This is a genomic window from Gordonia liuliyuniae (assembly GCF_021739025.1).
GTDB lineage: Bacteria > Actinomycetota > Actinomycetes > Mycobacteriales > Mycobacteriaceae > Gordonia > Gordonia liuliyuniae.
In genome coordinates, this window is record NZ_JAKKOT010000006.1 from 188,477 (window position 1) to 212,607 (window position 24,131).

Annotated in this window: 22 protein-coding genes and 1 riboswitch; of the genes, 11 read left to right on the forward strand and 11 right to left on the reverse strand. The window is 67.2% G+C overall.

The genetic code is table 11. From position 1 onward, the window contains the following. Window positions 1-47: 47 nt before the first annotated feature. Window positions 48-617, reverse strand: a complete 570-nt coding sequence (locus tag L5G28_RS14115; protein WP_236998542.1) for a C40 family peptidase — start codon at window positions 615-617, stop codon at window positions 48-50. A gap of 18 nt (window positions 618-635) precedes the next feature. Next, window positions 636-827, reverse strand: a riboswitch (cyclic di-AMP (ydaO/yuaA leader). A 568-nt stretch (window positions 828-1,395) separates the two neighbouring features. Here L5G28_RS14115 and L5G28_RS14120 point away from each other — a divergent pair. Next, window positions 1,396-3,174 carry a DEDD exonuclease domain-containing protein gene (locus L5G28_RS14120; RefSeq protein ID WP_237002083.1) on the forward strand — a complete coding sequence of 593 codons (1,779 nt, stop codon included), beginning with the start codon at window positions 1,396-1,398 and terminating at the stop codon, window positions 3,172-3,174. After that, entirely contained in the window at window positions 3,171-3,449 is a 279-nt protein-coding gene (locus L5G28_RS14125) for an Lrp/AsnC family transcriptional regulator (protein WP_237002084.1), read from the forward strand. Before L5G28_RS14120 ends, L5G28_RS14125 begins: the two co-directional genes overlap by 4 nt. A gap of 35 nt (window positions 3,450-3,484) precedes the next feature. Here L5G28_RS14125 and trpD read toward each other — a convergent pair whose 3' ends face one another. Together trpD and L5G28_RS14135 are read right to left on the reverse strand one after the other, a co-directional pair. Beyond that, entirely contained in the window at window positions 3,485-4,510 is a 1,026-nt protein-coding gene (trpD, locus tag L5G28_RS14130) for an anthranilate phosphoribosyltransferase (protein WP_372477239.1), read from the reverse strand. Window positions 4,511-4,606: 96 nt separating this feature from the next. After that, complete coding sequence (locus tag L5G28_RS14135; RefSeq protein ID WP_237002086.1) at window positions 4,607-5,056, reverse strand: hypothetical protein; 450 nt, start codon at window positions 5,054-5,056, stop codon at window positions 4,607-4,609. Between the two features lie 150 nt (window positions 5,057-5,206). Here L5G28_RS14135 and ctaE point away from each other — a divergent pair, with 150 nt between their 5' ends. The 4 genes from ctaE (at window position 5,207) to qcrB (ending at window position 9,575) form a co-directional block, all read left to right on the forward strand. Then, on the forward strand, window positions 5,207-5,818 hold the full coding sequence (gene ctaE, locus L5G28_RS14140; RefSeq protein ID WP_237002087.1) for an aa3-type cytochrome oxidase subunit III: 612 nt from the start codon (window positions 5,207-5,209) through the stop codon (window positions 5,816-5,818). An 81-nt stretch (window positions 5,819-5,899) separates the two neighbouring features. Further along, complete coding sequence (qcrC, locus tag L5G28_RS14145; RefSeq protein WP_237002088.1) at window positions 5,900-6,796, forward strand: cytochrome bc1 complex diheme cytochrome c subunit; 897 nt, start codon at window positions 5,900-5,902, stop codon at window positions 6,794-6,796. Beyond that, window positions 6,793-7,959 (forward strand): cytochrome bc1 complex Rieske iron-sulfur subunit, encoded by a 1,167-nt coding sequence (gene qcrA, locus L5G28_RS14150; RefSeq protein WP_237002089.1) that lies wholly within the window; start codon window positions 6,793-6,795, stop codon window positions 7,957-7,959. The genes qcrC and qcrA overlap by 4 nt, the downstream gene beginning before the upstream one ends. Next, a complete protein-coding gene (gene qcrB / locus L5G28_RS14155) occupies window positions 7,956-9,575 on the forward strand; it encodes a cytochrome bc1 complex cytochrome b subunit (RefSeq protein ID WP_236998550.1) in 1,620 nt (539 codons plus the stop codon). Before qcrA ends, qcrB begins: the two co-directional genes overlap by 4 nt. A 317-nt stretch (window positions 9,576-9,892) precedes the next feature. Here qcrB and L5G28_RS14160 read toward each other — a convergent pair whose 3' ends face one another. The 3 genes from L5G28_RS14160 to ctaC are packed head-to-tail and all read right to left on the reverse strand — an operon-like array spanning window position 9,893 to window position 12,026. Then, on the reverse strand, window positions 9,893-10,420 hold the full coding sequence (locus tag L5G28_RS14160) for a GNAT family N-acetyltransferase (protein WP_237002090.1): 528 nt from the start codon (window positions 10,418-10,420) through the stop codon (window positions 9,893-9,895). 38 nt (window positions 10,421-10,458) lie between these two features. Then, a complete protein-coding gene (locus tag L5G28_RS14165) occupies window positions 10,459-10,875 on the reverse strand; it encodes a cytochrome c oxidase subunit 4 (RefSeq protein WP_237002091.1) in 417 nt (138 codons plus the stop codon). After that, a complete protein-coding gene (gene ctaC / locus L5G28_RS14170) occupies window positions 10,875-12,026 on the reverse strand; it encodes an aa3-type cytochrome oxidase subunit II (RefSeq protein WP_237002092.1) in 1,152 nt (383 codons plus the stop codon). Before ctaC ends, L5G28_RS14165 begins: the two co-directional genes overlap by 1 nt. Before the next feature lie 313 nt (window positions 12,027-12,339). On the opposite strand from ctaC, the gene asnB reads away from it, so the two are divergent. After that, window positions 12,340-14,265 (forward strand): asparagine synthase (glutamine-hydrolyzing), encoded by a 1,926-nt coding sequence (asnB, locus tag L5G28_RS14175; RefSeq protein WP_237002259.1) that lies wholly within the window; start codon window positions 12,340-12,342, stop codon window positions 14,263-14,265. 45 nt (window positions 14,266-14,310) lie between these two features. Here asnB and L5G28_RS14180 read toward each other — a convergent pair whose 3' ends face one another. The 3 genes from L5G28_RS14180 to L5G28_RS14190 all read right to left on the reverse strand — a co-directional run bounded on the left by L5G28_RS14180 (window position 14,311) and on the right by L5G28_RS14190 (window position 16,960). Then, a complete protein-coding gene (locus tag L5G28_RS14180; protein WP_237002093.1) occupies window positions 14,311-15,279 on the reverse strand; it encodes a carbohydrate kinase family protein in 969 nt (322 codons plus the stop codon). Window positions 15,280-15,404: 125 nt separating this feature from the next. Continuing rightward, entirely contained in the window at window positions 15,405-15,755 is a 351-nt protein-coding gene (locus L5G28_RS14185; RefSeq protein ID WP_236998555.1) for a HesB/IscA family protein, read from the reverse strand. Window positions 15,756-15,883: 128 nt separating this feature from the next. Next, window positions 15,884-16,960 carry a glycerate kinase family protein gene (locus L5G28_RS14190; protein WP_237002094.1) on the reverse strand — a complete coding sequence of 359 codons (1,077 nt, stop codon included), beginning with the start codon at window positions 16,958-16,960 and terminating at the stop codon, window positions 15,884-15,886. A gap of 59 nt (window positions 16,961-17,019) precedes the next feature. Between L5G28_RS14190 and L5G28_RS14195 the strand changes: the two genes are divergently transcribed. Genes L5G28_RS14195 through L5G28_RS14205 form a run of 3 tightly spaced genes read left to right on the forward strand, consistent with a single transcriptional unit; the run spans window position 17,020 to window position 20,196 of the window. Continuing rightward, entirely contained in the window at window positions 17,020-17,694 is a 675-nt protein-coding gene (locus tag L5G28_RS14195; protein WP_237002095.1) for a DUF3043 domain-containing protein, read from the forward strand. Between the two features lie 2 nt (window positions 17,695-17,696). Further along, a complete protein-coding gene (gene cobT, locus L5G28_RS14200) occupies window positions 17,697-19,460 on the forward strand; it encodes a nicotinate-nucleotide--dimethylbenzimidazole phosphoribosyltransferase (RefSeq protein WP_237002096.1) in 1,764 nt (587 codons plus the stop codon). Then, complete coding sequence (locus tag L5G28_RS14205; protein WP_237002260.1) at window positions 19,450-20,196, forward strand: adenosylcobinamide-GDP ribazoletransferase; 747 nt, start codon at window positions 19,450-19,452, stop codon at window positions 20,194-20,196. Before cobT ends, L5G28_RS14205 begins: the two co-directional genes overlap by 11 nt. 5 nt (window positions 20,197-20,201) lie before the next feature. Here the strand turns inward: L5G28_RS14205 and L5G28_RS14210 are convergent, their stop codons facing one another. Together L5G28_RS14210 and gcvT are read right to left on the reverse strand one after the other, a co-directional pair. After that, complete coding sequence (locus L5G28_RS14210) at window positions 20,202-21,308, reverse strand: branched-chain amino acid aminotransferase (RefSeq protein ID WP_237002097.1); 1,107 nt, start codon at window positions 21,306-21,308, stop codon at window positions 20,202-20,204. A 63-nt stretch (window positions 21,309-21,371) separates the two neighbouring features. Further along, window positions 21,372-22,481, reverse strand: a complete 1,110-nt coding sequence (gene gcvT / locus L5G28_RS14215) for a glycine cleavage system aminomethyltransferase GcvT (RefSeq protein WP_237002098.1) — start codon at window positions 22,479-22,481, stop codon at window positions 21,372-21,374. Between the two features lie 126 nt (window positions 22,482-22,607). Here gcvT and L5G28_RS14220 point away from each other — a divergent pair, with 126 nt between their 5' ends. Beyond that, entirely contained in the window at window positions 22,608-24,122 is a 1,515-nt protein-coding gene (locus tag L5G28_RS14220; RefSeq protein WP_237002099.1) for a leucyl aminopeptidase, read from the forward strand. The last annotated feature ends 9 nt before the right edge of the window (window positions 24,123-24,131 follow it).

Genomic DNA, 24,131 nt, shown 5'->3' on the forward strand with positions numbered 1-24,131 from the left:
TCGCGCATGGCCCGCCCGGTTCAAGAGTTCACGACGGACGTCACCGCTCAGTAGCGGCGGATGCTCGTCACGCTCCAGTTCTTGACTTTGTCACGCTTGACGGGCACGCCTTCGGTCGAGGCGTGGACGAACATGCCGTTGCCCGCGTACAGGCCGACGTGGCCGCCACCGTTGAACACGAGGACGTCACCGGGACGGGCGGCTGCGAGCGAGGCGATCGAGGTGCCGCCGCCCATCTGGCCGTAGCTGTCACGAGGGATGGTCTTGCCTGCCTGCCGGTATGCCCACGAGGTCAGTCCGGAGCAGTCGAAAGCGCTGGGGCCGGAAGCGCCGTACACGTACGGCGAGCCGATCTTCGACTCCGCGTAGTGCAGCGCCTTCTGAGCGCGAACCTGCTGCGGTGTGCCGATCGGACCCTGCGGGTTGACCTTCGGCACCTTCGGAAGCAGATTCTCGGGGACGTCGAACTTGCCGACGCCCGGGATGTTGATCGGCGCGGCGTCCGCGGGGCCAGCTGCGAGCGCAAGCGACCCGCCGATGGCGATCGAGCCTGCGACTACCGCAGTCGTGGCGACCTTGCGGCCGGCGCCGGGCTTGTCCAAACGGTGTTTAGCCACTGAACTTCAGAACTCCTTGTTGTCTCCCTGACCGCCGACCGGGTTAGCTGTCGGGTTCGGGCCGGAAGAGATGGCCCTACGCGTCCGTAGATCTAGGCGACCTGCGACCGCGATTCACCCCGATTCGCCGGCGCGTTTTCACACGCCCGTGAAAGAAGTGGTTCCCCGGTTCGCCTTCGGAGGGTGAAGGCGATTAGGCGGTGACCCTCCGGATGTCTCCCAGTAACTGGTTGATCACCCTGAGTGGAAAGTCTCGAAAAGATTACGAAACCCTGCCGCCGATGTCCACCAGCCTCGACACGAATGCGACACACCGTCGTGTCAGACCGCACGGAGCCAGTCCCGCGCATCCAGCTCGAACGCGCGGTGACCTGCAGAGACAGCGGCTATTGCACTGCGTGCCGATTCGTCCGAAATCATGCCTGTGGCAACGAACACATCAACGGCGGACACGATCTCCGCCGAGTCGCCGTCGGAGCCATATGCGCTGGTGACAGGGTCGAACAGGACTTGCATCATGCACCCGTCGCATTCGCGATTCCGGGCCGGACAGGTGGCGCAGTCGATTCGCATTGTGATCCGCCTCTCATTTGATGTTCGTTGGCACGATCTTCGCGCGTTCCGCCGGTGCCGGCGTGTCGCGAGGAGGTCGGATTACCTCGACCTCGGGTGCAGACTACGAATCCCCTCCGACAGTTTCGTTCGACAGTCGCCCTCGGGTGCGATCGCGCGCCTCGGCGGACGTTCGATGTCAGAGGGGTCCCCTACCGTGCGGTCCATGACCACCGGACAGCTCTCGTTCGCCGACCTCGACGATGACGACGAGTTCGCCGACAGATCCTTGTTCGACACGACGCTCGTCGTCGTCGATCTGGAGACGACGGGCGGAAGCTCGGAGACGGACGCCATCACCGAGATCGGGGCCGTCAAGATCCGGGGCGGCGAGGTCCTCGGGGAGTTCGCGACACTCGTCGACCCGGGCCGTGCGATTCCGCCGCAGATCGTCGCGCTCACCGGGATCACCACCGCGATGACCTACGACGCGCCACCCGTAGAAGAAGTACTGCCCGCGTTCGCGGAGTTCGCGCAGGGCGCGATCCTCGTCGCGCACAACGCGCGCTTCGACACCGCGTTCCTCCGCAAGGCGGCCGCGAGGATGGATCTGCCGTGGCCGTTCACCACGTCCCTGTGCACGGTGGCGATGGCGCGGCGCATCCTCACCCGGGAGGAGGCGCCGAGCGTCAAGCTGTCGGCGTTGGCCGACCTGTTCGAGGTGTCGGTTCGCCCGACCCACCGCGCGCTCGACGACGCCCGCGCGACCGTCGACGTGTTCCATCGGCTGCTCGAACGGGTCGGGAACCGCGGAGTGCACACCTATCGTGATCTCACCGACTACCTCCCGCGTGCGACGCCCGCGATGCGGGCCAAACGTTCGATGGCGGCCGGTCTGCCGCGGAGCCCCGGCGTCTATCTGTTTCGCGGACCGAGCGACGAAGTCCTCTATGTCGGGACGGCGGTGGATCTTCGTCGCCGCGTCTCCTCATACTTCTCGGGGTCGGACACGCGTGCCCGGATGAGCGAGATGGTCGCGCTCGCCGAACGCGTCGAGCACGTCGTGTGCGCACACGACCTGGAGGCAGGCGTACGCGAACTGACACTCCTGGCCGCACACAAACCCGTGTACAACAGGCGGTCCCGCAACCCGCACCGCGGGTGGTGGGTCAATCTCACCCGCGAACGGTTTCCTCGCCTGTCCGTCAGCCGGACGCCCGTACCGGACGCGATCGGGCCCGTGCACAGCCGCGCAGTCGCCGCCGACGTCGCCGACGTCATCAGCGCGGCGGCCGGATTGCGCAGCTGCACACAGAACCTCAAGCGCGCCGACCACCACTGGTGTCCGGGTGACGCGTCGGCCGTCGGACTCCCCGACCCGCTCATCACACACCGTCCCGGTCTGTGTCACGCGGCGAGCGACCGGCCGCAGACCCTGCCCGACTACCTCTGCCGTGTGGAAGCGGCCCGCGTCCTCATGGCCGGCGGGTCGGATGCGTTGCTCGTCGATCTTCACCGGCGGCTACAGCTGCTCGCCGACACGCGACGATTCGAGTCGGCCGCCCGCGCACGAGACCGCCTCGCGGCGACCGTCGACGTCCTGGCCCGTTCTCAACGTCTCGCCGTGATCGCCCGCATCCGCGAAATCGTCGTCGCCCGGCCCGACGACGGCGGCGGCTGGAAGCTGTGTGTCGTCCGATACGGCCGACTGGCGGGCGCAGCGCACGCCGCACGCGGGGTGCCGCCGCTGCCGGTGATCGAGATGATGACGGCTGGCGCGCGGACCGTCGTCGAGCCCGTCGACGCCGGGCCACTCGGCGGCGCGCCTGCCGAAGAGCTCTCGCTGATCGAGCGGTGGATCGGCGAGCCGGGCACACGACTGGTCAGCGCGACCGATCCCCTGTCGTCGCCGATCGGCTCGGCGCAGCGCTGGACCGACTTCGCCCTCGCGGCCCGGCGAGCGAGAGATGCGCCGATGCCGCTGCCCGCTAGAGTTGGGGCATGATCACCGCCATCGTTCTCATCGGGGCCGACATCCACCAGATTCCCGAGACCGCACAGGCGGTCGCCGATATTCCGGGCGTCACCGAGGTCTACTCCTGTGCAGGCGACGTCGACCTGATCGCGAAGGTCAGGGTCCGCGACCATGACGAGATCGCCGACGTCGTCACCGGCAAGATCAACCGGCTGCCCGGAGTCCGCACCAGCGCCACCCACATCGCGTTCCGCAGCTATGCGAGCGCGGAGGTCGACGGCGGCTTCTCCATCGGCGAAGACTGATCGGCGCCGACTAGACGGCTGGCCGGGTCGACCGTTCAGGCGAGCTTGCGCGTCAGCGCGGCCCAATCGTCGAGCAGCCGCGCGGCGGCGCCGGAGTCGATGATCTCCTCCACCCGAGCGACGGCAGCACGCAGCGCGGCGAGCAGGCCGGCTTCGTCGTACAGGACAGTCTGTTCGTAGGCGACGATCGCAGCCGCCGCATTGACGGTTACTGCGTCGCGGACCGCTCCGCGCGCTCCGTCGAAGAGTTCACGGGCGATCCGTGCGTTCACGGTGGCGTCCCCGCCCTGCAGCGCAGCCAGTTCGACCAGGTCGATGCCGAGGTCGCGCGGGTCGAGCGTGAACCTGCGCATCTGCCCGGCGACGACCTGCCAGACGCTCGTGGTGGTCGTGGTGGTGATCTCGTCGAGACCGTCATCGCCGCGGACCACGAGTACGCGGTTGCCGCGGTCGACGAATGCCTGGGCGAGAACCGGCGCAAGATCGTCGAACGCGCATCCGATGAGGCTCGCCTGCGGCGACGCCGGGTTCGTCAGCGGACCCAGCACGTTGAAGATCGTGGGGATGCCGATCTGTTTGCGCGGCGGACCGATGAAGCGGAATGCCGGATGGAACACGGGGGCGAAACAGAACCCGATGTCGAGTTCCTCCACGCAGGCCGTCACCGCGTCCGGACCGAGCGTGATGGCGACGCCGAGCGCTTCGAGCACGTCGGCTCCGCCGCTCTTCGATGACGCCGCGCGATTGCCGTGCTTGACGACCTTGATTCCCGCGGCCGCCACGACTACCGAGGCCATCGTCGAGATGTTCACGGTGTGCGACCGGTCGCCTCCGGTGCCGACAATGTCGACGGCCTCCTCGGACAACGTGATCCGGTTGGCCATCGCCAGCATCGCGTCGGCCAGGCCGCGCAACTCGTCCGCTGCCGCCCCCTTCATCTTCACGCCGACACCGAACGCGCCGATCTGTGCGCCGGTCGCCGCATCGGACATCATCTCGTGCATCGCCCATGCGGCTTCGTCGACCGACAGGTCGAAGCCGTCGGTGATCCTGCCGAGAATCCGCGGCCACGTATGTGCAGTATCTGCAGAAGTCGACGGGGTGACCGCGTCGGCGGGAGTGCTCTCGGCGAATTCGGGGGTGCTCACGCGACCAGCCTATCGATCCGGCAGAACGTCGAGGACGGCCCACCCGAGACCGACGCCACCGTTGCGCGATGCGAGGCTCGCGACCCGGGACCGCTCCTGCGAGACGGTCCGCGCGTCCGCCCGCTGCACCCTCGACAGCGCGACCGGCACGAGCGGCGGCTGGGCGGGCGGATCGTCGTCGAGCCGTTCCGTCGCAACGTACCCCTCCAACGCAGCGGAGGCCGTCGCGCTCGCGACCGCCGACGCGGGGACTGCGATCAGATGACGAAGCACAACCGGTGACGCCGACTCGAATTCAGCGGACTCCAGTACCGTTGAGGTGGCGACCGCGTCGTCGTCGCTGCGCACCACGACGACGAGGTCGGGGTCCTCCGGCGAGAGAACCCGCCCCGCACCGCCGCCGCGCCGGAACATCTTGGCAATCCGGCCGAACACGCCGTCCCCTGACTCTCCAATCATGGCAACGAGCAAACCACGCGATCGGTCGCCGCCGATAGGACACGCCGGACCCCGCCGCCCGGACCGCGCCTACCTGCACGGAGACTCCGCGGCGAACCGATTTACCGACCCCGCTGGAAATCGGTTACTACGAACCGTCATACTTCTTGTGTGACTAGCGCTGTGGGTAACTCCGGAACCGCCATCACCTCACGCGTGCACTCGCTGAACCGTCCGAATATGGTCAGCGTCGGCACCATCGTGTGGTTGTCGAGCGAGTTGATGTTCTTCGCCGGCCTGTTCGCGATGTATTTCGTCGCGCGGGCCAATGCCGCCGACGGGTGGCCCCAACCGCCCGCGCACCTGAACCTGGCACTCGCGGTGCCGGTGACCCTCGTCCTGATTCTCAGCTCGGTGACCTGCCAGTACGGCGTCTTCGCTGCTGAGCGCGGTGACGTATACGGTCTCCGCCGCTGGTACACGCTCACCTTGGTGATGGGCACGTTCTTCGTCTGCGGCCAGGCGTACGAGTACTCGCAGCTGGTCGGCGAGGGTCTGACCCTCTCCTCGAACGCATACGGCTCGGTCTTCTACATGGCGACCGGCTTCCACGGATTGCACGTCATCGGAGGCCTCCTCGCCTTCGTGTTCCTGCTGATCCGGACGCGCTTGTCGAAGTTCACGCCGGCTCAAGCCACTGCCGCGATCGTCGTGTCGTACTACTGGCACTTCGTCGACGTCGTGTGGATCGCCCTGTTCGTGGTCATCTACTTCATCCGGTAACGGCGGCCAGAACCGTTCAGCCCAGAACCGTTCAGCCCGGTTCACCAGAAACCAGTCCAACCGCTTAGTAGAGAGTCACCGATGAGATCATCTCCACCGAGTTCGCCGAAGCCGCGCGACACGGCGTCGACGCCGTCGCGTGCCAAAGCGCGTCGTAAGCTCCGCCGTCGTGCCACCGGCACGATCTTCTTGCTCCTCGGCCTCGTGGCCACCGGCCTGATCGCCGGACTGCTCAGTCCGAAGCCTCAGGTCGCCACCGCTGACGATAAAGAGTCGAGCTTGATCAGTGCAGGCAAGCAGCTGTACGACACGTCGTGCATCACCTGCCACGGAGCGAACCTCGAGGGCGTCACCGACCGTGGCCCCTCGCTGATCGGTGTCGGCGACGCCGCCGTGTACTTCCAGGTCTCGACCGGCCGTATGCCGGCGATGCGCGGTGAGGCCCAGGCACACCGTAAGCCCGCCAAATTCACCGAAGCAGACATCGACCAGCTCGGCGCCTACGTCCAGGCGATGGGCGGCGGTCCGCGCGCGATGTACGTCCTCAACGAGGACGGCCAGATCAAGCGCGACGAGAACGGCTTCCCCGAGCTACAGATGGATCAGCTGCGCGGTGACGACCTCGGTCGCGGTTCCGAGCTGTTCCGGATGAACTGCGCGTCCTGCCACAACTTCACTGGCCGTGGCGGCGCGCTCTCGGGCGGCAAGTTCGCTCCCCCGCTGAGCGATGTGAACCCGCAGCAGCTGTACACCGCGATGCTTACGGGTCCGCAGAACATGCCGAAGTTCTCCAATCGTCAGCTGTCGATCGACGAGAAGAAGGACATCATCGGCTTCATCCGCTACGCGGACACTGCTGCCCCGTCGGGCGGCTACGGTCTCGGCGGTTTCGGCCCGGCCTCTGAGGGCATGGTCATGTGGGTTGTCGGCGCAGCGGTCATCATCGCGGGCGCCATGTGGATTGGATCACGAAATTGAGCGATTCGAATAAGGACATCCCGTCCGACGAGGAACTCGCGGAGATGTCTCACGAAGACAAGGTCCGTCTCGGCACGAACCTCGACGGGGTGGAGATCATTCACCGCACCGAGCGTTACCCCGAGGCGGGCACCAAGGCTGAGAAGCGCTCCGAGTTCGCCGTCGCGATCTGGTTCGTCATCTCCGGTCTGCTCGCCATCGCGGGCTTCGCCCTCTTCATCTGGAACCGGTGGGAATTCACCATGCCGGAGGAAGACGGCTACTGGGCGTACACGTTCTACACCCCGCTGCTCGGCGTCACCTTCGGCGGCGCGATTCTCGCATTCGGCTTCGGCGTCATCCAGATCACCAAGCGTTTCATCCCGCAGGAGATCTCGGTGCAGGACCGCCATGACGGCGGATCCACCGAAGTCGACAAGCAGACGGTCGTCGCCGAACTCAAGGACACTGCCGAAACGAGCACCCTCGGTCGCCGCAAGGTGATCCTCGGTTCCGCGGCCTTCGGCCTCGGCGCACTGGGTCTCGCCGGCGGTGTCGCCGCGGTCGGCGGCTTCATCAAGAATCCGTGGGCCAAGCGCGACGACGCACCCCTCTGGAACACCGGCTGGTCGCCGATCTTCAACGAGGCCAAGGGCGAGACCGTCTTCCTGCGTCGGGACACCGGCAACCCGTACCAGGTGGCGCTCGTGCGCCCCGAAGATCTGGACGCCGGCGCCATGGAGACGGTGTTCCCGTGGCGCGTCTCGGACGGCTACGGCGACACCGAGGAGTCACGCCATAAGCTCCTCGAGGGGATCCGCGGCATCCGCAACGCAGTGATGCTGATCCGTTTCCGCCCCGAGGACAACGCGAAGGTCATCAAGCGACGCGGCCAGGAGAGCTTCAACTTCGGCGACTACTACGCGTACACGAAGGTCTGCAGCCACCTCGGTTGCCCGACGTCGCTGTACGAGCAGCAGACGCACCGCGTCCTGTGCCCGTGCCATCAGTCGCAGTTCGATGCACTGGAGTTCTGCAAGCCGGTCTTCGGTCCCGCTGCACGCGCGCTGGCTCAGCTGCCTATCACTGTCAACAACCAGGGCTACATGGTCGCGAACAGCACCATCAACGAAGGAAACTTCATCGAGCCCGTCGGACCGGCATTCTGGGAGCGTAAGTCATGACAGTCGCCGACCGCCTCGCCACGCAGGCAGAAGAGGTCGACTCCAGGTATCACCTCGCTGCCGGCATGCGCCGCCAGATCAACAAGGTGTTCCCGACCCACTGGTCGTTCCTCCTCGGTGAGGTCGCCCTCTACAGCTTCATCATCCTGCTGCTGTCGGGCACCTACCTCACACTCTTCTTCGATCCGTCGATGGCGCACGTCCAGTACGACGGCGCGTACCAGCCCCTCAACGGTGTGACGATGAGTCGCGCCTACGAGACCACCCTGAATCTCTCATTCGAGGTCCGCGGCGGTCTGTTCGTGCGCCAGATCCACCACTGGGCAGCTCTGCTGTTCGCCGCGTCGATCATCCTGCACATGTCTCGCATCTTCTTCACCGGCGCGTTCCGCCGCCCGCGTGAAGCGAACTGGATCATCGGCTGCTTCCTGCTGCTGCTGGCCATGTTCGAGGGATTCTTCGGTTACTCGCTGCCGGACGACCTCCTGTCGGGCACCGGTGTTCGCGCCGCCATGTCGGGCATCGTCCTGTCGATCCCGCTGGTCGGTACGTGGGTCCAGTGGGCGCTGTTCAACGGCGACTTCCCAGGCGACATCATCATCCCGCGCCTGTACGTGCTGCACATCCTGATCTTCCCGGCCATCATCCTGGCTCTGATCGGTGCTCACCTCGCGCTCGTCTGGTACCAGAAGCACACCCAGTTCCCCGGCCCCGGCCGTACTGAGAAGAACGTCGTCGGCGTGCGCATCCTCCCGGTCTTCGCGGCCAAGGGCGGCGCCTTCTTCGCGATCGTCTTCGGTTTCCTGGCCCTGATCGCAGGCGTCTTCCAGATCAACCCGGTCTGGAATATCGGCCCGTACAACCCGGCTCAAGTCTCCGCCGGTTCGCAGCCGGACATATATATGATGTGGACTGACGGTTTCGCACGTCTGATGCCTGCGTGGGAGCTCTACCTGGGCAATTACACGGTGCCCGCAGTGTTCTGGGTCGTCCTGGTGATCGGTGTGATGTTCGGGCTGCTGTTCGGCTACCCGTGGATCGAGAAGAAGCTCACCGGCGACTACGCCCACCACAACCTGCTGCAACGCCCGCGTGACGCTCCGGTCCGCACGGCGGTCGGTGCGATGGCCCTGACGTTCTACATCATCCTCACGCTGATGTGCATGAACGACATCATCGCGCTCAAGTTCAGCATCTCGCTGAACGCGACGACGTGGATGGGACGTATCGGCATGATCGTCCTGCCCCCGCTGGTGTACTTCATCACCTACCGCTGGGCTCTCTCGCTGCAGCGCAGTGACCGCGCCGTCCTCTCCCACGGCATCGAGACGGGCATCATCCGTCGCGAGCCGCAGGGCGAGTACATCGAGACGCACCAGCCGCTCGGCCCGGTCGACGACCACGGCCATCCGATTCCGCTCCCCTACGAGGGCGCCGCGCTGCCGAAGCGAATGAACAAGCTCGGCTCTGCGGGCTCGCCCGGCACCGGTACCGTCCTGGTCCCGGACACCGCCGAGGAGCAGGCGCAGAATGCGCGTATCGCGCACGAGCAGCACGATGCCGAGAAGAAGGCGATCATGGAGCTGCAGGCCAAGGGCGGAAACCCGCTCGACTAGGTCGGTTCTCTACGACGATGGCCGCCTCGCGATTCGCGAGGCGGCCATCGTGGTATTTGGAGGCTCAGTCGTATTTGGAGGCTCAGTCGTATATCTGGCTCAGCGGTCGCGCGGCGCATCCAATGCCGCTACCGACAGGAATGGCCAGGCGGGCTTGCACTCGCGGTGTGACCGGACACGTTTGCTCGTCGAAACACCGTCGACGATCGCCGCGTCCGACAGCAACGTCGTCGACTCCCCTCCCCCACTTGCGCTACCGCGCGCGCCATCGACGGCACCGCCGCGAGGAGATGGCGACGGCTGTGTCTCAGCGCCGCCTACCACGCAGATCCGGCGCGTGGATCGCAGACCAGACGTCGGGTGGTGTCCACGCCCGCGTGTGTCGGCGTTCGCAGCACCAGAATCGAATCCTCGTCGGCGGTCGGTCGCACGCCGTCGAGTGTGAGGACGCCGAGCGGGCCGTTCCACGGCTCCCACCCGCGGCGCAGGTACAGGGGACGGCCGTCGTCGGATGCGCTCAGCGCCCCGAGGTCGTAGGCGTCGGCTATCACGTCCTCGACGCACACCATGAGCGCGTCTCCGATCCCCTCCCGACGTCTGCGGGACGCGACCGCGACCGCTTCCACATACCCGGTGCGTAGCACGGTGGCACCCGCGATGAGCTGCCGTTGGACGACGGACGCGTGGCCGACGATCCCCGCATGATCGTCCGCCAGGACGTGGAGGCCGCCGAGACAATGGTCGAAGTCGGAGTCGGCGAAGTCACCGTCGAACGCGTCGGAGAGAAACGCTCGCAGCGTGTCCCGCTCGGCGGCAGAGAGTTGATGGGTATGACGAAGCCGCACCCGGTATCCGGATGCGGCTTCGGCGGATGATTCGTGGTTCAGTGCTTCTCGGGACCCACGTGGTATTCGAAGACGAGCCCTGCCACGGTGCCGATGATCGCGACCACCAGGGCGACCGCGAACCAGAAGTTCGCGGTCGCGAAACCGATCGCGAAGAGCGTCGCACTGGCGGCGATGGCGATCGGCCAGTAGCTGTGCGGGCTGAAGAATCCCAGCTCGCCTGCGCCGTCTTCGATCTCGGCCTCTTCGTAGTCCTCGGGCCGGATCTCGACGCGGCGTGCGACGAAGCGGAAGTAGGTGCCTGCGATCAGCGCGAGTCCACCCGCGAAGAACATGCACACCACGCCGGTCCATTCGACGCCGGTCCGGTAGAAGTACGTGCAGATCGCGTAGATGATGCCCATCACGACGAAGAACATCGCGAGGATTTCAAAGATCCGTGCTTCGACCTTCATCAGTTCGTACCTTCCTTGGCCTGCACACAACCCGCGACCTTGGTGTTGTTCGCGTCACCGAGATCCTTCGGAGTCTGATCGTTGGAGACGCGTCGCGAATCGAACGGCACGGTCGTCACGGACTCGGGGACTTGGCAGATCGAGTGGAGCGCTTGCGCGTTCGACGCCTCGGGGTTCTCGGAGCGGTACTTGATGTAGCTCGCGAAGTCGGCCGGGCTGACCGCGCGGACCTCGAAGTTCATCATCGCGTGGAAGGTACCGCACATCTCCGCACAACGTCCGACGAATGCGCCCTCACGGTCGATCGAACTGATCTGGAAGCTCGGGTCTGTGTGGTTCTGCGCCGGGAACGGCATCACATCACGCTTGAACAGGAACTCGGGAACCCAGAACGAGTGGACGACGTCCGCGGCAGCGAGATCGAATTCGATGCGAGTGTCCGTCGGGAGGACGAGGACCGGGATTGTCGACGACGTGCCCTGGGTCTCGATCTTGTCGAACTTCAGGTACTTGCGCTCCTCATTGGAACGGCCGCCGGCCGCGCCCTTGATGAGTTCCTTCTCGCCTTCGTGCTCCCGATACTTCGGAATCTGCAACTCGAACGGCTCACCGTTGCGCGAGTCCTTCGCGTTGACGAGCTGGTCGTCCCCGATCTTCACGGAGTTGTAGCCGAACTTCCAGTTCCACTGGAACGCGGTGACGTCGACGACAACGGCAGGGTTGTCCTCTTCCTTCTCCACGTTGTTCTGCACGACGACCGTGAAGTAGAACATCACTGCGATCAGCACGAACGGGATGGCGGTGTACGCCAGCTCCAGCGGCACGTTGTAAGCGGTCTGACGCGGGATGACCTCGTCGTCGCTCTCGGTCTCTTTCGCGCGGTGGAAGGTGATGGTCCAGAAGATGAGAGCCCAGACCAGCACGCCCATCGCCAGAGCGGCGATGACACACCACGTCCAGAACACCCGCATGTCGTGGGCTTCGGGGGTGACCCCTTCAGGCCAACCGAAACGCAAGGCCTCTTCGGCACTGCAACCCGACGTCATCAGCACGACGACGCCCAGGACCGCGAGGGCACTCAGTCGTTTGATCGTGCGCGACGCGGGTACTCCACGTCGTGCCGACGGCCGTCCACGGTTCGTCAATTTCACGCCTTCCTGCTGGCAGGGAGCTGTTCCACAAGGTTCGCACGGCGGAGCAAACCACTCCTTGCGCAATTCTTGCACCTAGTAACTACGCAGCGTAGTCCAACCCGCGGAGGAGTTCTCTATTGGGTCAGCCGATTTCGGCGCTGCGTCGCGCGACCTGCGAATACGCTCACGTCCGGCGTGGCGTCGACCTCATGTGGGGCGCGAGATGTCGCACCTCGGCGTGCTTCTACGGCATAGTGGACGCGGCGCGCGAGCGGTATTCGGCTGGTCGCGTCCCATGTATCTGCAATCGATGGAAATGAGGCTGGTCAGCGTGTGCGGCTTGCTCGGAATGCTCACCAGCGACGCCTCGGCGGGATCCACCGCGGAGTTGATCGCGTCGGCAGCGCACTGCATGCGACACCGCGGCCCCGACGAACCCGGCACATGGAACGACGACGATATCGTGCTCGGCTTCAACCGGTTGTCGATCATCGACATCGAGCACTCACACCAGCCGCTGCGCTGGGGCCCCGCCGACAATCCCGACCGTTACGCCCTGGTGTTCAACGGCGAGATCTACAACTATCTGGAGATCCGCGAGGAACTGGCACGCGAGTTCGGTACACAGTTCCGCACCGAGGGCGACGGCGAGTCGATCGTCGCGGGCTTTCACCACTGGGGTCCGGAGGTGGTCCGCAAACTGCGCGGCATGTTCGCGTTCGCGGTCTGGGACACGCAGACACGCGAGTTGTTCCTGGCGCGCGACCGGTTCGGCATCAAGCCGCTGTTCCTCGCGACCAGCGCCGCGGGGACCGCGTTCGGCAGCGAGAAGAAGAGCCTCCTCGAAGTCCTCGACCGCCTCGGCCTCGGCCATGAACTCGACGACCGCGCGATCGAGCACTACACGGTGCTGCAGTACGTGCCCGAGCCCGAGACGCTCCACGCGAACATCACGCGCCTGGAGTCCGGCTGCTACGCGACGTTGCGGCCCGGGCTCGCGCCGAGGGTAACCCGGTACTTCGACCCGAAGTTCCCGGTCCGTCCGTTCACGCCGGACACCGCACAGAAGCGGTACGACGAGATCGCCGACGTGCTGCGCGATTCGGTCGCCAAACACATGCGCGCCGACGTGACGGTCGGCTCGTTCCTGTCCGGCGGCATCGACTCGACGGCCATCGCGGCGCTCGCCATCCAGCACAATCCGGATCTGATCACCTTCACCACCGGCTTCGAGCGCGACGGCTACTCGGAGGTCGACGTGGCAGCCGAATCGGCGGCCGCGATCGGCGCCCGCCACATCGTGAAGGTCGTCTCGCCGCGCGAGTTCATCGACGCACTCCCCCAGATCATCTGGTACCTCGATGATCCGGTCGCCGATCCGGCCCTCGTCCCCCTCTACTTCGTGGCCGCCGAAGCCCGCAAGCATGTCAAGGTGGTGCTCTCGGGTGAGGGCGCCGACGAACTGTTCGGCGGGTACACGATCTACAAGGAGCCGTTGTCGCTCAAATCCTTCGACAAGCTTCCGGGCGGTCTGCGTCGTCTCGCAGGCAAGGTGTCCGATCGGATCCCCGAAGGCACGCGCGGCAAGAGTCTCCTGCACCGCGGTTCGCTGTCGTTGGAGGAACGCTATTACGGGAATGCCCGTAGCTTCGACGACGCACGCCTGCGTGCGGTTCTCCGCAATTTCCGCGACGACTGGATGCACCAGGACGTGACGGCCCCGATCTACCGGATGAGCGAGGGCCTCGACCCCGTCACCCGCATGCAGCACCTGGACCTGTTCACGTGGCTGCGCGGCGACATCCTCGTCAAAGCCGACAAGATCAACATGGCGCACTCACTGGAACTCCGTGTGCCGTTCCTCGACAAGGAGGTCTTCGACATCGCCGAACAGCTTCCGTTCGACGAGAAGATCTCCCACGACACCACGAAGTACGCGCTGCGCAAGGCCCTTGAGCAGATCGTGCCGCCGCACGTCCTGCACCGCCGCAAACTCGGCTTCCCGGTGCCGCTGCGTCACTGGCTCGCGGGCACCGAGATGTACGACTGGGCGCGCGAGCTCATCGCGACGTCCGACACCGACCACATCTTCAACAAGGCGTTCACCCTGCAGATGCTTGAGGAGCACCGCGCCGGAACCGTCGACAACAGTCGACGGATCTGGACGGTCATCTGCTTCATGCTCTGGTACGGGATCTTCGTCGACGGGACGATCGTCCCGGCGATCGAGGACCACGACTACCCCGTGCGGCTCTAGCCACTCCACAGGCTAGAGGACGGCGGGGACTAGAGGACAGCAGGACTAGAGGACGGCGCGAATCTGGGCCGCGGCTTCTGCGCCGTACGCGGCGGACAGACGCTTCTCGGCCGACTCGACGTCCCACTCCCACCCCTGGGTCGACTCACATTCGAGGACGAGGGTCGCGATCATCGCGCCGAGTTGGGCGGATCGCTCGTAGGTCAACCCCTTGCTCACACCCGTCAGGAAACCCGCGCGGAAGCCGTCCCCGACACCCGTCGGGTCGATCTGTGCGTTCACCGGGACCACGTCGACGTGGGTCGTCGTCCCGTCGGTGTCGAAGATGTCGACGCCGTTCGCGCCGAGCGTCGTCACCCGGACGCCGACCATCCCCGCGATGTCGTCATCGGACAGGCCGGTCTTCTGCTTGAGGAGACCCCACTCGTATTCGTTCGTGAACAAGTAGGCCGCACCGTCGATCAGGTCACGCGCGGCGTCGCCGTCCAACCGCGCCAACTGCTGGGACGGGTCCGCGGCGAACGTGATGCCCGCGGCACGGCACCCCGCAGTGTGGCGAGCCATCGCGGCCGGATCGTCGGCGCCGATCAACACCAGGTCCGGATGCTTGTCGGCGACGACGTCGACGAGGTCGATGTCGCCTGCCTCAGTCATCGCCCCCGCGTAGAACGTGGCGAGCTGGGCCATCGTCTCGTCCGTGGTGCACATGAAACGTGCTGTGTGCTTGGTCGTCGAGCGGTGCACGCCACGGCAGTCGACGCCGTGCTCGGACAGCCAGTTCTCGTAGTCATCGAAGTCGCCGCCCGCCGCGCCGATCAGCAGCGGCTCATTGCCGAGCACCCCGAGCGCGTACGCGATGTTGCCGCCGACACCGCCCCGATGCAGGACGAGGTCCTCGACGAGGAAACTGAGCGAGATGTGCTCGAGCTGGTCGGCCACCAGTTGTTCGGAGAACTTTCCGGGGAACTTCATCAGATGATCGGTCGCGAGCGATCCACAGACGGCAATGAACATCAGTCCAACCTAGTGGGATCTCGACTCTCCTCGATCAGCGGGGTGGCGTCACGATCGGCGGGGGCACCGACGACGACGGCCGCGACTCCGTGGGGAGTCGCGGCCGTCGTGCGGACCGGTGAAGGTCAGTTGAACGAGTCGCCGCAGGCGCAGCTGCCGGTAGCGTTCGGGTTGTCGATGGTGAAACCCTGCTTCTCGATGGTGTCGACGAAGTCGATGGTCGCGCCCTGCACGTAGGGTGCGCTCATCCGGTCGACGGCCAGCTTCACGCCGCCGAAGTCGGAGATGACGTCACCGTCGAGTTGGCGATCGTCGAAGAACAGCTGGTACCGCAGACCGGCGCAACCACCCGGCTGAACGGCGATGCGCAGTGCCAGGTCGTCGCGGCCCTCCTGGTCGAGAAGGCCCTTCGCCTTTGCTGCTGCGGCGTCGCTGAGCACGATACCGGCTTCGGTGGTTTCGTTCTGGACAGTCATGAGCGCTCCTTGAATACGTCTGTCGTCAATCGCTGACATGGATCTGGCGGACCCGGCGTCGTCGGTCTGACACGGACAACGGTACTCGCCATCGCGTTATTCCCGCAGCGTCCCCCTTCCGGCGATCCTCACGGCAAGCCCGCTGGGCCCCAGTCGGCTGCTACGCGCGCGGCCAGGCTCGCCAGAGACGGACCGGGATCGTTCATCGCGCAGTCGAGTGATCCGACATGCTCGACGACCGACCAGACGCCTGTCACACCGGCTATCTCCACCTGTCCCGACACCTGCCCCGCGAGGACCAGGAGCGGCGTGGGTCGGGCGTCGGCGGCGAGCGCCGCGACGACCTTGCCGTGGGCGGTCTGCGCGTCGAACCGCCCTTCGCCGGTGATGACAAGGTCTGCCGCCGCGAGCCGCCGGCGACGATCGGTCGCATCCGCGACGACATCGGTTCCCGCACGGCGGCGACCACCGACTTCGAGCAGCGCGGCGCCGAGTCCACCCGCAGCCCCCGCGCCTGGCGAGTCGCGGACGTCGCGTCCGGCCCGCGCCAGATCGTCTGCCCACGCGGCGAGCCGGGCCTCCAACACTGCGACCGTGGCCGCGTCCGCCCCCTTCTGCGGACCGAACACCTGCGCCGCACCGCGCCGACCGAGGAGCGGATTGTCGACGTCGGACGCGACCACCAGTTCGACCCCGCGCAGCAGCTCGGCGGCGCTCGCCGGCCCGCCGAGCACCTCGAGGGCACCCCGGCCGCCGTCCGTCGTCGCGCTGCCGCCGAGCCCGACGACGATGCGTCGGGCGCCGTCGGCGATCACGATGCGCAGCAACTCGCCGACCCCGATGGTGGTGGCGGCGAGAGCGGTCTCCGGCGACGGCTGTCGTCCGAGGATCGTGAGTCCGCACGCCTGAGCCGCCTCCACATACGCGGTCCCGTCGAGGCCGATCCCATACTGAGCGATCACCGAGCCACCCAACGGCCCCGACACTCGCACCGTATGGACCGCGACCGCTCCCGCAGCGGCGAGGACCGCTACAAGGCCCGGGCCGCCGTCCGACTGCGGCAGCACATCGAACCGGTCGTCGCGCCGCACCGACGACCAGCCGTCGACGATCGCGGCCGCGGCCTCGGTCGCCGTGAGCGTCCCGCCGTACTCGTCCGGCGCGACCACGACCATCGCTCCGCACGCACCGGCTGGTCGGTTCATGTGCTGCAGGCTACCGCCCGATTCCAGACGACGGCCCGTCATCGCCTAGTCTCGAAGGCGTGAAGCTGCCTTGGAAATCCGATGCGACGAGCACCGACGACACCGTCGACGACGCCCCGACCACCGACGACGCCCGTGCCGACGAGGTGTCGCTCGAGAAGCCGACGCAGACGCCCGGCAAGGGACGTCCGACGCCGAAGCGGCGCGACGCCCAGAGCAAGCGCCGCGGCCCCGTGGCACCGCCACCGGCCACCCGCGCCGAGGCCCGTGCCCGCAAGAAGGCCCTCAAGTCGACGATGAGCAAGAGCGAACGCAAGGAACTCAGCGCGCAACGTCGTGAGGCTCGCCTCGAGCAGCGCGAGAAGATGATGAGCGGCGACGAGAAGTACCTGATGCCCCGCGACAAGGGCCCGGTCCGCCGGATGACCCGCGACATCGTCGACTCGCGCCGCAACTTCGCAGGACTGTTCATGCCGTTCGCGGTGTTCCTGATCGTCGCGATCATGATCCCGCAGATCGCGGGCCTGGCGAACCTTGTGCTGCTGGTGTTCGTCGTGTTCATGGCGATCGACTCGTACATCCTCGGCCGCATGGTGAACAAGCGAGTCCGGGAACGCCACCCGGACACGCAGGAGAGCCGATTCCGTCTCGGCTGGTACGCCTTCACCCGAGCTATGCAGCTGCGGATGATGCGCGCACCGAAGCCGCTCGTCAAGCCGGGTGACAAGGTTTAGCGGTGCGCACTCTGGTGCTGGGCGGTACCCGCTCGGGCAAGTCAGCGCACGCTGAACGCCTCCTCGCCGACGCCCACTGCGTCCGGTACCTGGCGACCGGGCCGGTCCCCACGGCCGACGACGCCGCATGGCGCGCCCGCGTCGACGCGCATCGCTCTCGGCGCCCGGAGCGGTTCGCCACCGTCGAGACCACCAATCCCGCCGCCGACCTGCGCGACGACCCGACGACGGCGACCCTCCTCGACGATCTCGGCACCTGGCTGACCGGCGTCCTTGACCGCGCGCACGCCTGGGACGACCCGACGGTGTCCATCGAAGCGCAGGTCGACGAGTTGTGCGCGGCGATCGGCGACCATCTCGGCGACCTCGTGGTCGTCAGCCCCGAAGTCGGGTTGTCGGTGGTCGCGTCGACCGTCGCCGGTCGACGGTTCGCTGACGAACTCGGCGCCCTCAACGCCCGCGTCGCTGACGTCGTCGACTCCGCTCGCCTCGTCGTCGCCGGCCGGGTCCTCGACCTCCCCGCCGACGAGACCCCCGAGTTCGAGCCGCCTGCCGCACCGGTGGGCCCCGCCGCTGTGCCCGTGCCCGCTCGGGGAAACACGCCTGCTCACGAGAACACCCCCGTCGAGTTCGTCGGCCCGGCCGTGCCGGACGGGACCGACGCCGAGGTGTTCGCCGCGATCGACCCGCCCGATCCGTCGACTGTCGTCGAAGCACAGGCCAGGCAACTCACTCTCACGAAACCGCCCGGATCGCTCGGACTGCTCGAAGACTTGAGCGTCTGGATCTCTGCATGCCAGTCGCAGTGTCCGCCGCGCCGGATCAGCGCTCCGGCGGTCGCCGTGTTCGCCGGTGACCACGGTGTCGCGCAGAGCGGCGTGTCGGCGTTCCCGCCGGAAGTGACGGCGCAGATGATCGCGAACATCGCGGCAGGCGGCGCCGCCGTCAACGTGCTGGCCCGGCGCATCGGCGCGAGCGTCCATGCATTCGACATCGCCGCAGACGTCGACCTGCCCGCGGGCCACACCGTCAACACCGACTACAAGGTGCGGCACTCCAGCGGAGACCTCCGACGAGGCGAAGCGCTCACGATCGGTGAGGCGCGCCGCGCGGTCGCTGCCGGACGCGCCATCGCCGACGGCCTCGTCGACTCGGGAGCCGACCTGCTGGTCGCGGGCGACATGGGAATTGGCAATACCACCCCGGCCGCGGTGCTCATCGGCACGATCACCGAGCAGGAGCCTGTGGTGGTCGTCGGCCGCGGTACCGGCATCGACGACGAGACCTGGATCCGCAAGACCGCCGCGATCCGCGACGGCATGCGTTTCGGCCGTCGATACCGCAACGAGCCTCTGTCGTTGCTCGCCGCCGTCGGCGGAGCCGATGTCGCGGCCATGGCCGGCTTCTACGCGCAGGCGGCCGTCCGCAGGACACCGGTGATCCTGGACGGTGTGGTGACGACGGCCGCGGCTCTCGTCGCCGAACAGATGGCTCCGGGCGCGTCATCGTGGTGGCGGGCGGGCCACCAGTCGACCGAACCCGCGCACGCGTTCGCGCTCAAGAATCTCGGACTCGACCCGATCGTCGATCTGTCGATGCGACTCGGCGAGGGCACCGGTGCACTGACCGCACTGTCGGTCGTGTTGTCCGCCGTCGACACCCTGATCGACATGGCCACGTTCGCAGAGGCAGGCGTCAGCGATGGGGCAGGCGTCAGCGATGGGGCAGGCGTCAGCGATGGGGCCGGCGTCAGCGATGGGGCGTAACCCGCTCACCGCAGTACACGTGGCCGTCAGCTGGTTGACGGTGGCTCCCGTCCCCGCGCCACGCGTGGAGATGGATCGTTCGACGGGCGGCGCCGTGATCGCGACGGTACCGGTGGTCGGCGCACTGCTCGGCGGCGTCGCGGCCGCTGCGGCCTACGGACTCTCGCGCACCGAACTCCCCGACCTGCTGGTCGGGGTGCTCATCGTCGCGCTGCTGGCGTTGACCACACGCGGCATGCACGTGGACGGCCTCGCCGACACCGTGGACGGCTTGGGCTGCTACGGCGACGCCGACCGGATCCGCGAGGTGATGCGCAGCGGCGACGTCGGCCCCTTCGGTGCGGCGACGCTGGCGATCGTGCTCGGCGCGCAGTCGGTGGCGTTCGGCGCGTTGGCCGCGGACGAGCATTGGTGGCAGATCGGGTTCGCCGTCGCGCTCGCCCGGGTCGCCGTCGTCTACGTCTGTCGCGCCGGACTGCCGCCCGCCGACAGCAACGGTTTCGGTGCGCTCGTCGCGGGGACCGCGCGGTGGTCGATCCTCGTCTGGACGATCCTCGCCGTCGGCGCCGCGTGGCCGCTGGGGACCCGCGCATTGTGCGCGGTCGCCGCCGTCGCGGTGTTCTCGGTGGCGTTCTCCGCGCACTGCCGCCGACGCATGGGCGGCGTCTCCGGCGACGTGCTCGGCGCAGTGATCGAACTGTCGACCGCGCTCACACTCGTGATCCTGTGCGCGTAAGTGCGTTACGGCGCCGGGTACAGCGTGGTCATCCACCCGTGGGTGTCGGCGAAGGTACCACGCTGTAGTCCGGTGAGGGTGTCGCGCAGCGCCATGGTGACCTCGCCGGTCTCGCCGCCGCCGATCATGTACTCGTCGGTGTCGCTCAGGACGCGTCCCACCGGGGTGATGACCGCGGCGGTCCCGCACGCGAACACCTCGGTGACTTCGCCGCTGCGGACGTCGGCGGCGAGCTCCTCGGTGGAGACCTTGCGTTCCTGCACGTCGTAGCCCGCGTCGTCGGCCAATGTCAGCAGCGATTTGCGGGTGACGCCGGGCAGCAGCGATCCGCTGAGCTCCGGGGTCACCAGGCGCGCCTGGGAACCCGACCCGTACACGAAGAACAAGTTCATGCCGCCCATCTCTTCGATGTACCGGCGTTCGATCGCGTCGAGCCAGACCACCTGGTCGCAGCCCTTCTCGGCGGCCTGCGCCTGCGCGAGCAGCGACGCGGCATAGTTGCCGCCGAACTTGGCCGCACCCGTGCCGCCGGGCGAGGCGCGGACGTACTCGGTGCTCAGGTAGACGCTGACCGGCTTGACGCCGCCGGAGAAGTACGCGCCCGCCGGTGACGCGATCAGCGCATAGCGGTACTCGTCGGCCGGTCGGACACCGAGGCTGGCTTCGGTGGAGAACATGAAGGGCCGCAGGTACAGCGACTCCTCTCCGCCCGCAGGCGGCACCCACCCGTTGTCGACGGCGAGGATCTGACGCAGCGACTCGATGAACACGTCGGTCGGAAGTTCCGGCATCGCCAGTCGGCGAGCCGACGTGCCGAACCGTTCAGCGTTCGCCTCGGGCCGGAACGCGGCGATCGAGCCGTCGGGCTGCCGGTAGGCCTTGAGCCCTTCGAAGATCTCCTGCGCGTAGTGCAGGACCATCGCCGCCGGATCGAGCGCGATGGGGCCGTACGGAGTCACCCGCGCCCGATTCCAACCCTGTGCCCGGTCGAAATCGATCGACACCATGTAGTCGGTGAAGTAGTTGCCGAAGCCCGGCGCGGCGAGGATCTCGGCGCGGCGACCTTCGGACACAGGGTGCGGATGTTCGGTACGGGTGAACTCCAAGGTCATGCCGACAATCCTAACGCCGCCCCGCAATCAGGTTTTCGCGCACCTGTGTCCGGCCACCGCGAATCAGACGTGCGCGTCGACGAACGGCGGCAGGACGACTTCGCATTCGAGGGCGCGTCCACGCACGTCGACGACGACGCTCGCACCCTTCTTGATCCCCGACGCGACGTCGATGAACGCGAGTGCGATGCCCTGCTTGAGAGTCGGCGAGAACGTGCCGGACGTGCACACGCCGATCTGTTCGCCGCCCGCCTCCGCGTGAACCGTGCAGTCCGCGCGCGGGACACCGCGACCGGTCGCCTTCAGTCCGTACAGTCGGCGGACCGGTCCGGCCGCACGTTCGGCGATGAGCGCGTCGCGACCGAAGAACTCCGGCTTGTCCCAGCCGACCGCCCACGAACTGCGTGCCTGGACCGGCGTCACGTCGACGTTCAGTTCGTGCCCGTGCAGCGCGTAGCCCATCTCCGTGCGCAGAGTGTCGCGGGCGCCGAGCCCGGCGGGCAGCCCGTCGCGGGCGGTGACCTCGGCGATCAGGGCGTCCCAGACCGGTCCGGCGTCCGCCCAGCGCGGCAGGATCTCGTAGCCGTGCTCCCCGGTGTACCCGGTGCGACAGACGCGCACCTCGCGGGTCGCACCGTCGACGTCGAGCGGTGCGTCGGCGAACGCCATGTACTCCATCTCGGTCGGCAGACCGAGCGCGTGCAGGACCTCGGTCGACCGCGGGCCCTGCACGGCGAACACCGCGTGCTCGCGGTGCAGATCGGTGATCTCGACGTCGTCGGGAGCGACGGCGCGCAACGCGTCGAGAACCGTCGCGGTGTTCGCGGCGTTCGGGATCAGGAAGACCTCGTCGTCGCCGACGAGATAGGTGATCAAGTCGTCGATCACGCCGCCCTCGGCAGTGCAGCACATCGTGTACTGCGCTTTGCCCGGCACGATCTTGCCCAGGTCGTTGGTGAGCGTCCGGTTCACCAACTCCGCGGCGCCCGGGCCGGCGACGAGCGCCTTACCGAGGTGGCTGACGTCGAAGATCCCGACCGCTTCGCGGACGGCAGCGTGTTCGGCGACGGTGCCGGAGTACGAGACGGGCATGTTCCAGCCGCCGAACGCGGCGAACGATGCTCCGAGGGCGACGTGACGGTCGGCGATGGGGCCGGCGAGGAGTTCGGTCATGCCCGATACGGTAACGCCCGTCGGAGACTGCCGGTGTACATGCCTGCCGGGCACATGCCTGCCGGGTACACACGACTGCTGGCACCCCCGACTGGGCCGGCCATGACTGTGGCAGAGTTGACTTCCGTGAGCAGCAACGATTTCTCCGCCCGCGAACGCGGCCCGCGCATCGAACTGACCACCGCCCTCGCCAAGGACGACGACGTCCTGGTGATCGGCCTGATCGCCCCCGACGCAGAGAACGAACCACCGACTCTACTGATCGCCGACGATCTGTTCGACGACGAGACCGCCGAAGCCGTGTCCAGCGCGTTGACGGCGTTGGGCGCGACGCATAAGGCTGGTGATCTGACCACGATCCCGGCTCCCGCGACGCTGCCGGTGTCACGCATTCTCGCTGTCGGTCTCGGCGACGACGCCGACGACGCCGACGCACTGCGTAAGGCCGCAGGCACCGCGATTCGCGCACTCGACGGCGTCGACCGGGTGGTGTCGACCCTGTCGGCCGCCGCGATCGGGCCCGTCGTCGAGGGCTTCTATCTCGGCGCGTACCGGTTCGAGGAGTTCCGCACCGAGAAGTCTCGGTCAGACAAGCGTCCGCCGTCGCAGGTGCGCCTGCTGGCCCCGAAGACCAAGGAGAACCGCGCCGAACTCGATCACTCGGCGGCGGTCGCCGACTCCGTCGCGATCGCCCGCGACCTGGTGAACACTCCACCCAGCCATCTGTTCCCCGCCGAGTTCGCCGAACGCGCCCGCGTGCTCGGCAGCCAAGCCGGGCTGCGCGTGGAGATCCTCGACGACGCGCAACTCGTCAAGGAGGGATACGGCGGCATCGTCGGCGTCGGCAAGGGCAGCTCACGTCCTCCTCGTCTGGTCCGGCTGGTCCACGACGCGAAGGGGTCGGACAAGACCGTCGCCCTCGTCGGCAAGGGCATCACGTTCGACACCGGCGGCATCTCGCTCAAGCCCGCGGCAGGCATGGAAGCGATGACGTCCGACATGGGCGGTGCGGCAGCGGTGATCGCGACCGCGGTCGCCGCGGCCCGCCTCGACGTGAACGTCACTGTCATCGCTACTGTCCCGATGGCCGAGAACATGCCGTCGGGCACTGCGCAGCGTCCGGGCGACGTTCTCACCCAGTACGGCGGCACCACTGTCGAAGTCCTCAACACCGACGCCGAAGGCAGGCTCGTCCTGGCCGACGCGATCGTCCGAGCGTGTGAGGACGAGCCCGACTACCTGATCGACACCGCAACCCTCACCGGTGCGCAGATGGTCGCGCTGGGCACCCGCACTCCGGGCGTCCTCGGCACAGACGAGTTCCGCGACCGAGTCGCGACCCTCTCGCAGCGCGTCGGCGAGAACGGCTGGCCGATGCCGATGCCCGCCGAGCTGCGCAGCGACCTCGACTCGCGGGTCGCGGATCTCGCGAACGTCACCAATCATCGGTGGGGCGGGATGCTGTCGGCGGCCATGTTCCTGCGCGAGTTCGTCGCCGACGGCGTCGGGTGGGCGCACGTCGACGTCGCCGGTCCCGCATTCAACACGGCGGGCCCCTGGGGATACACGCCGAAGGGCGGCACTGGTGTGCCTGTGCGGACTCTGGTCGCGGTCCTCGAGGACATCGCCGAGAACGGCTGATCCCGCCCA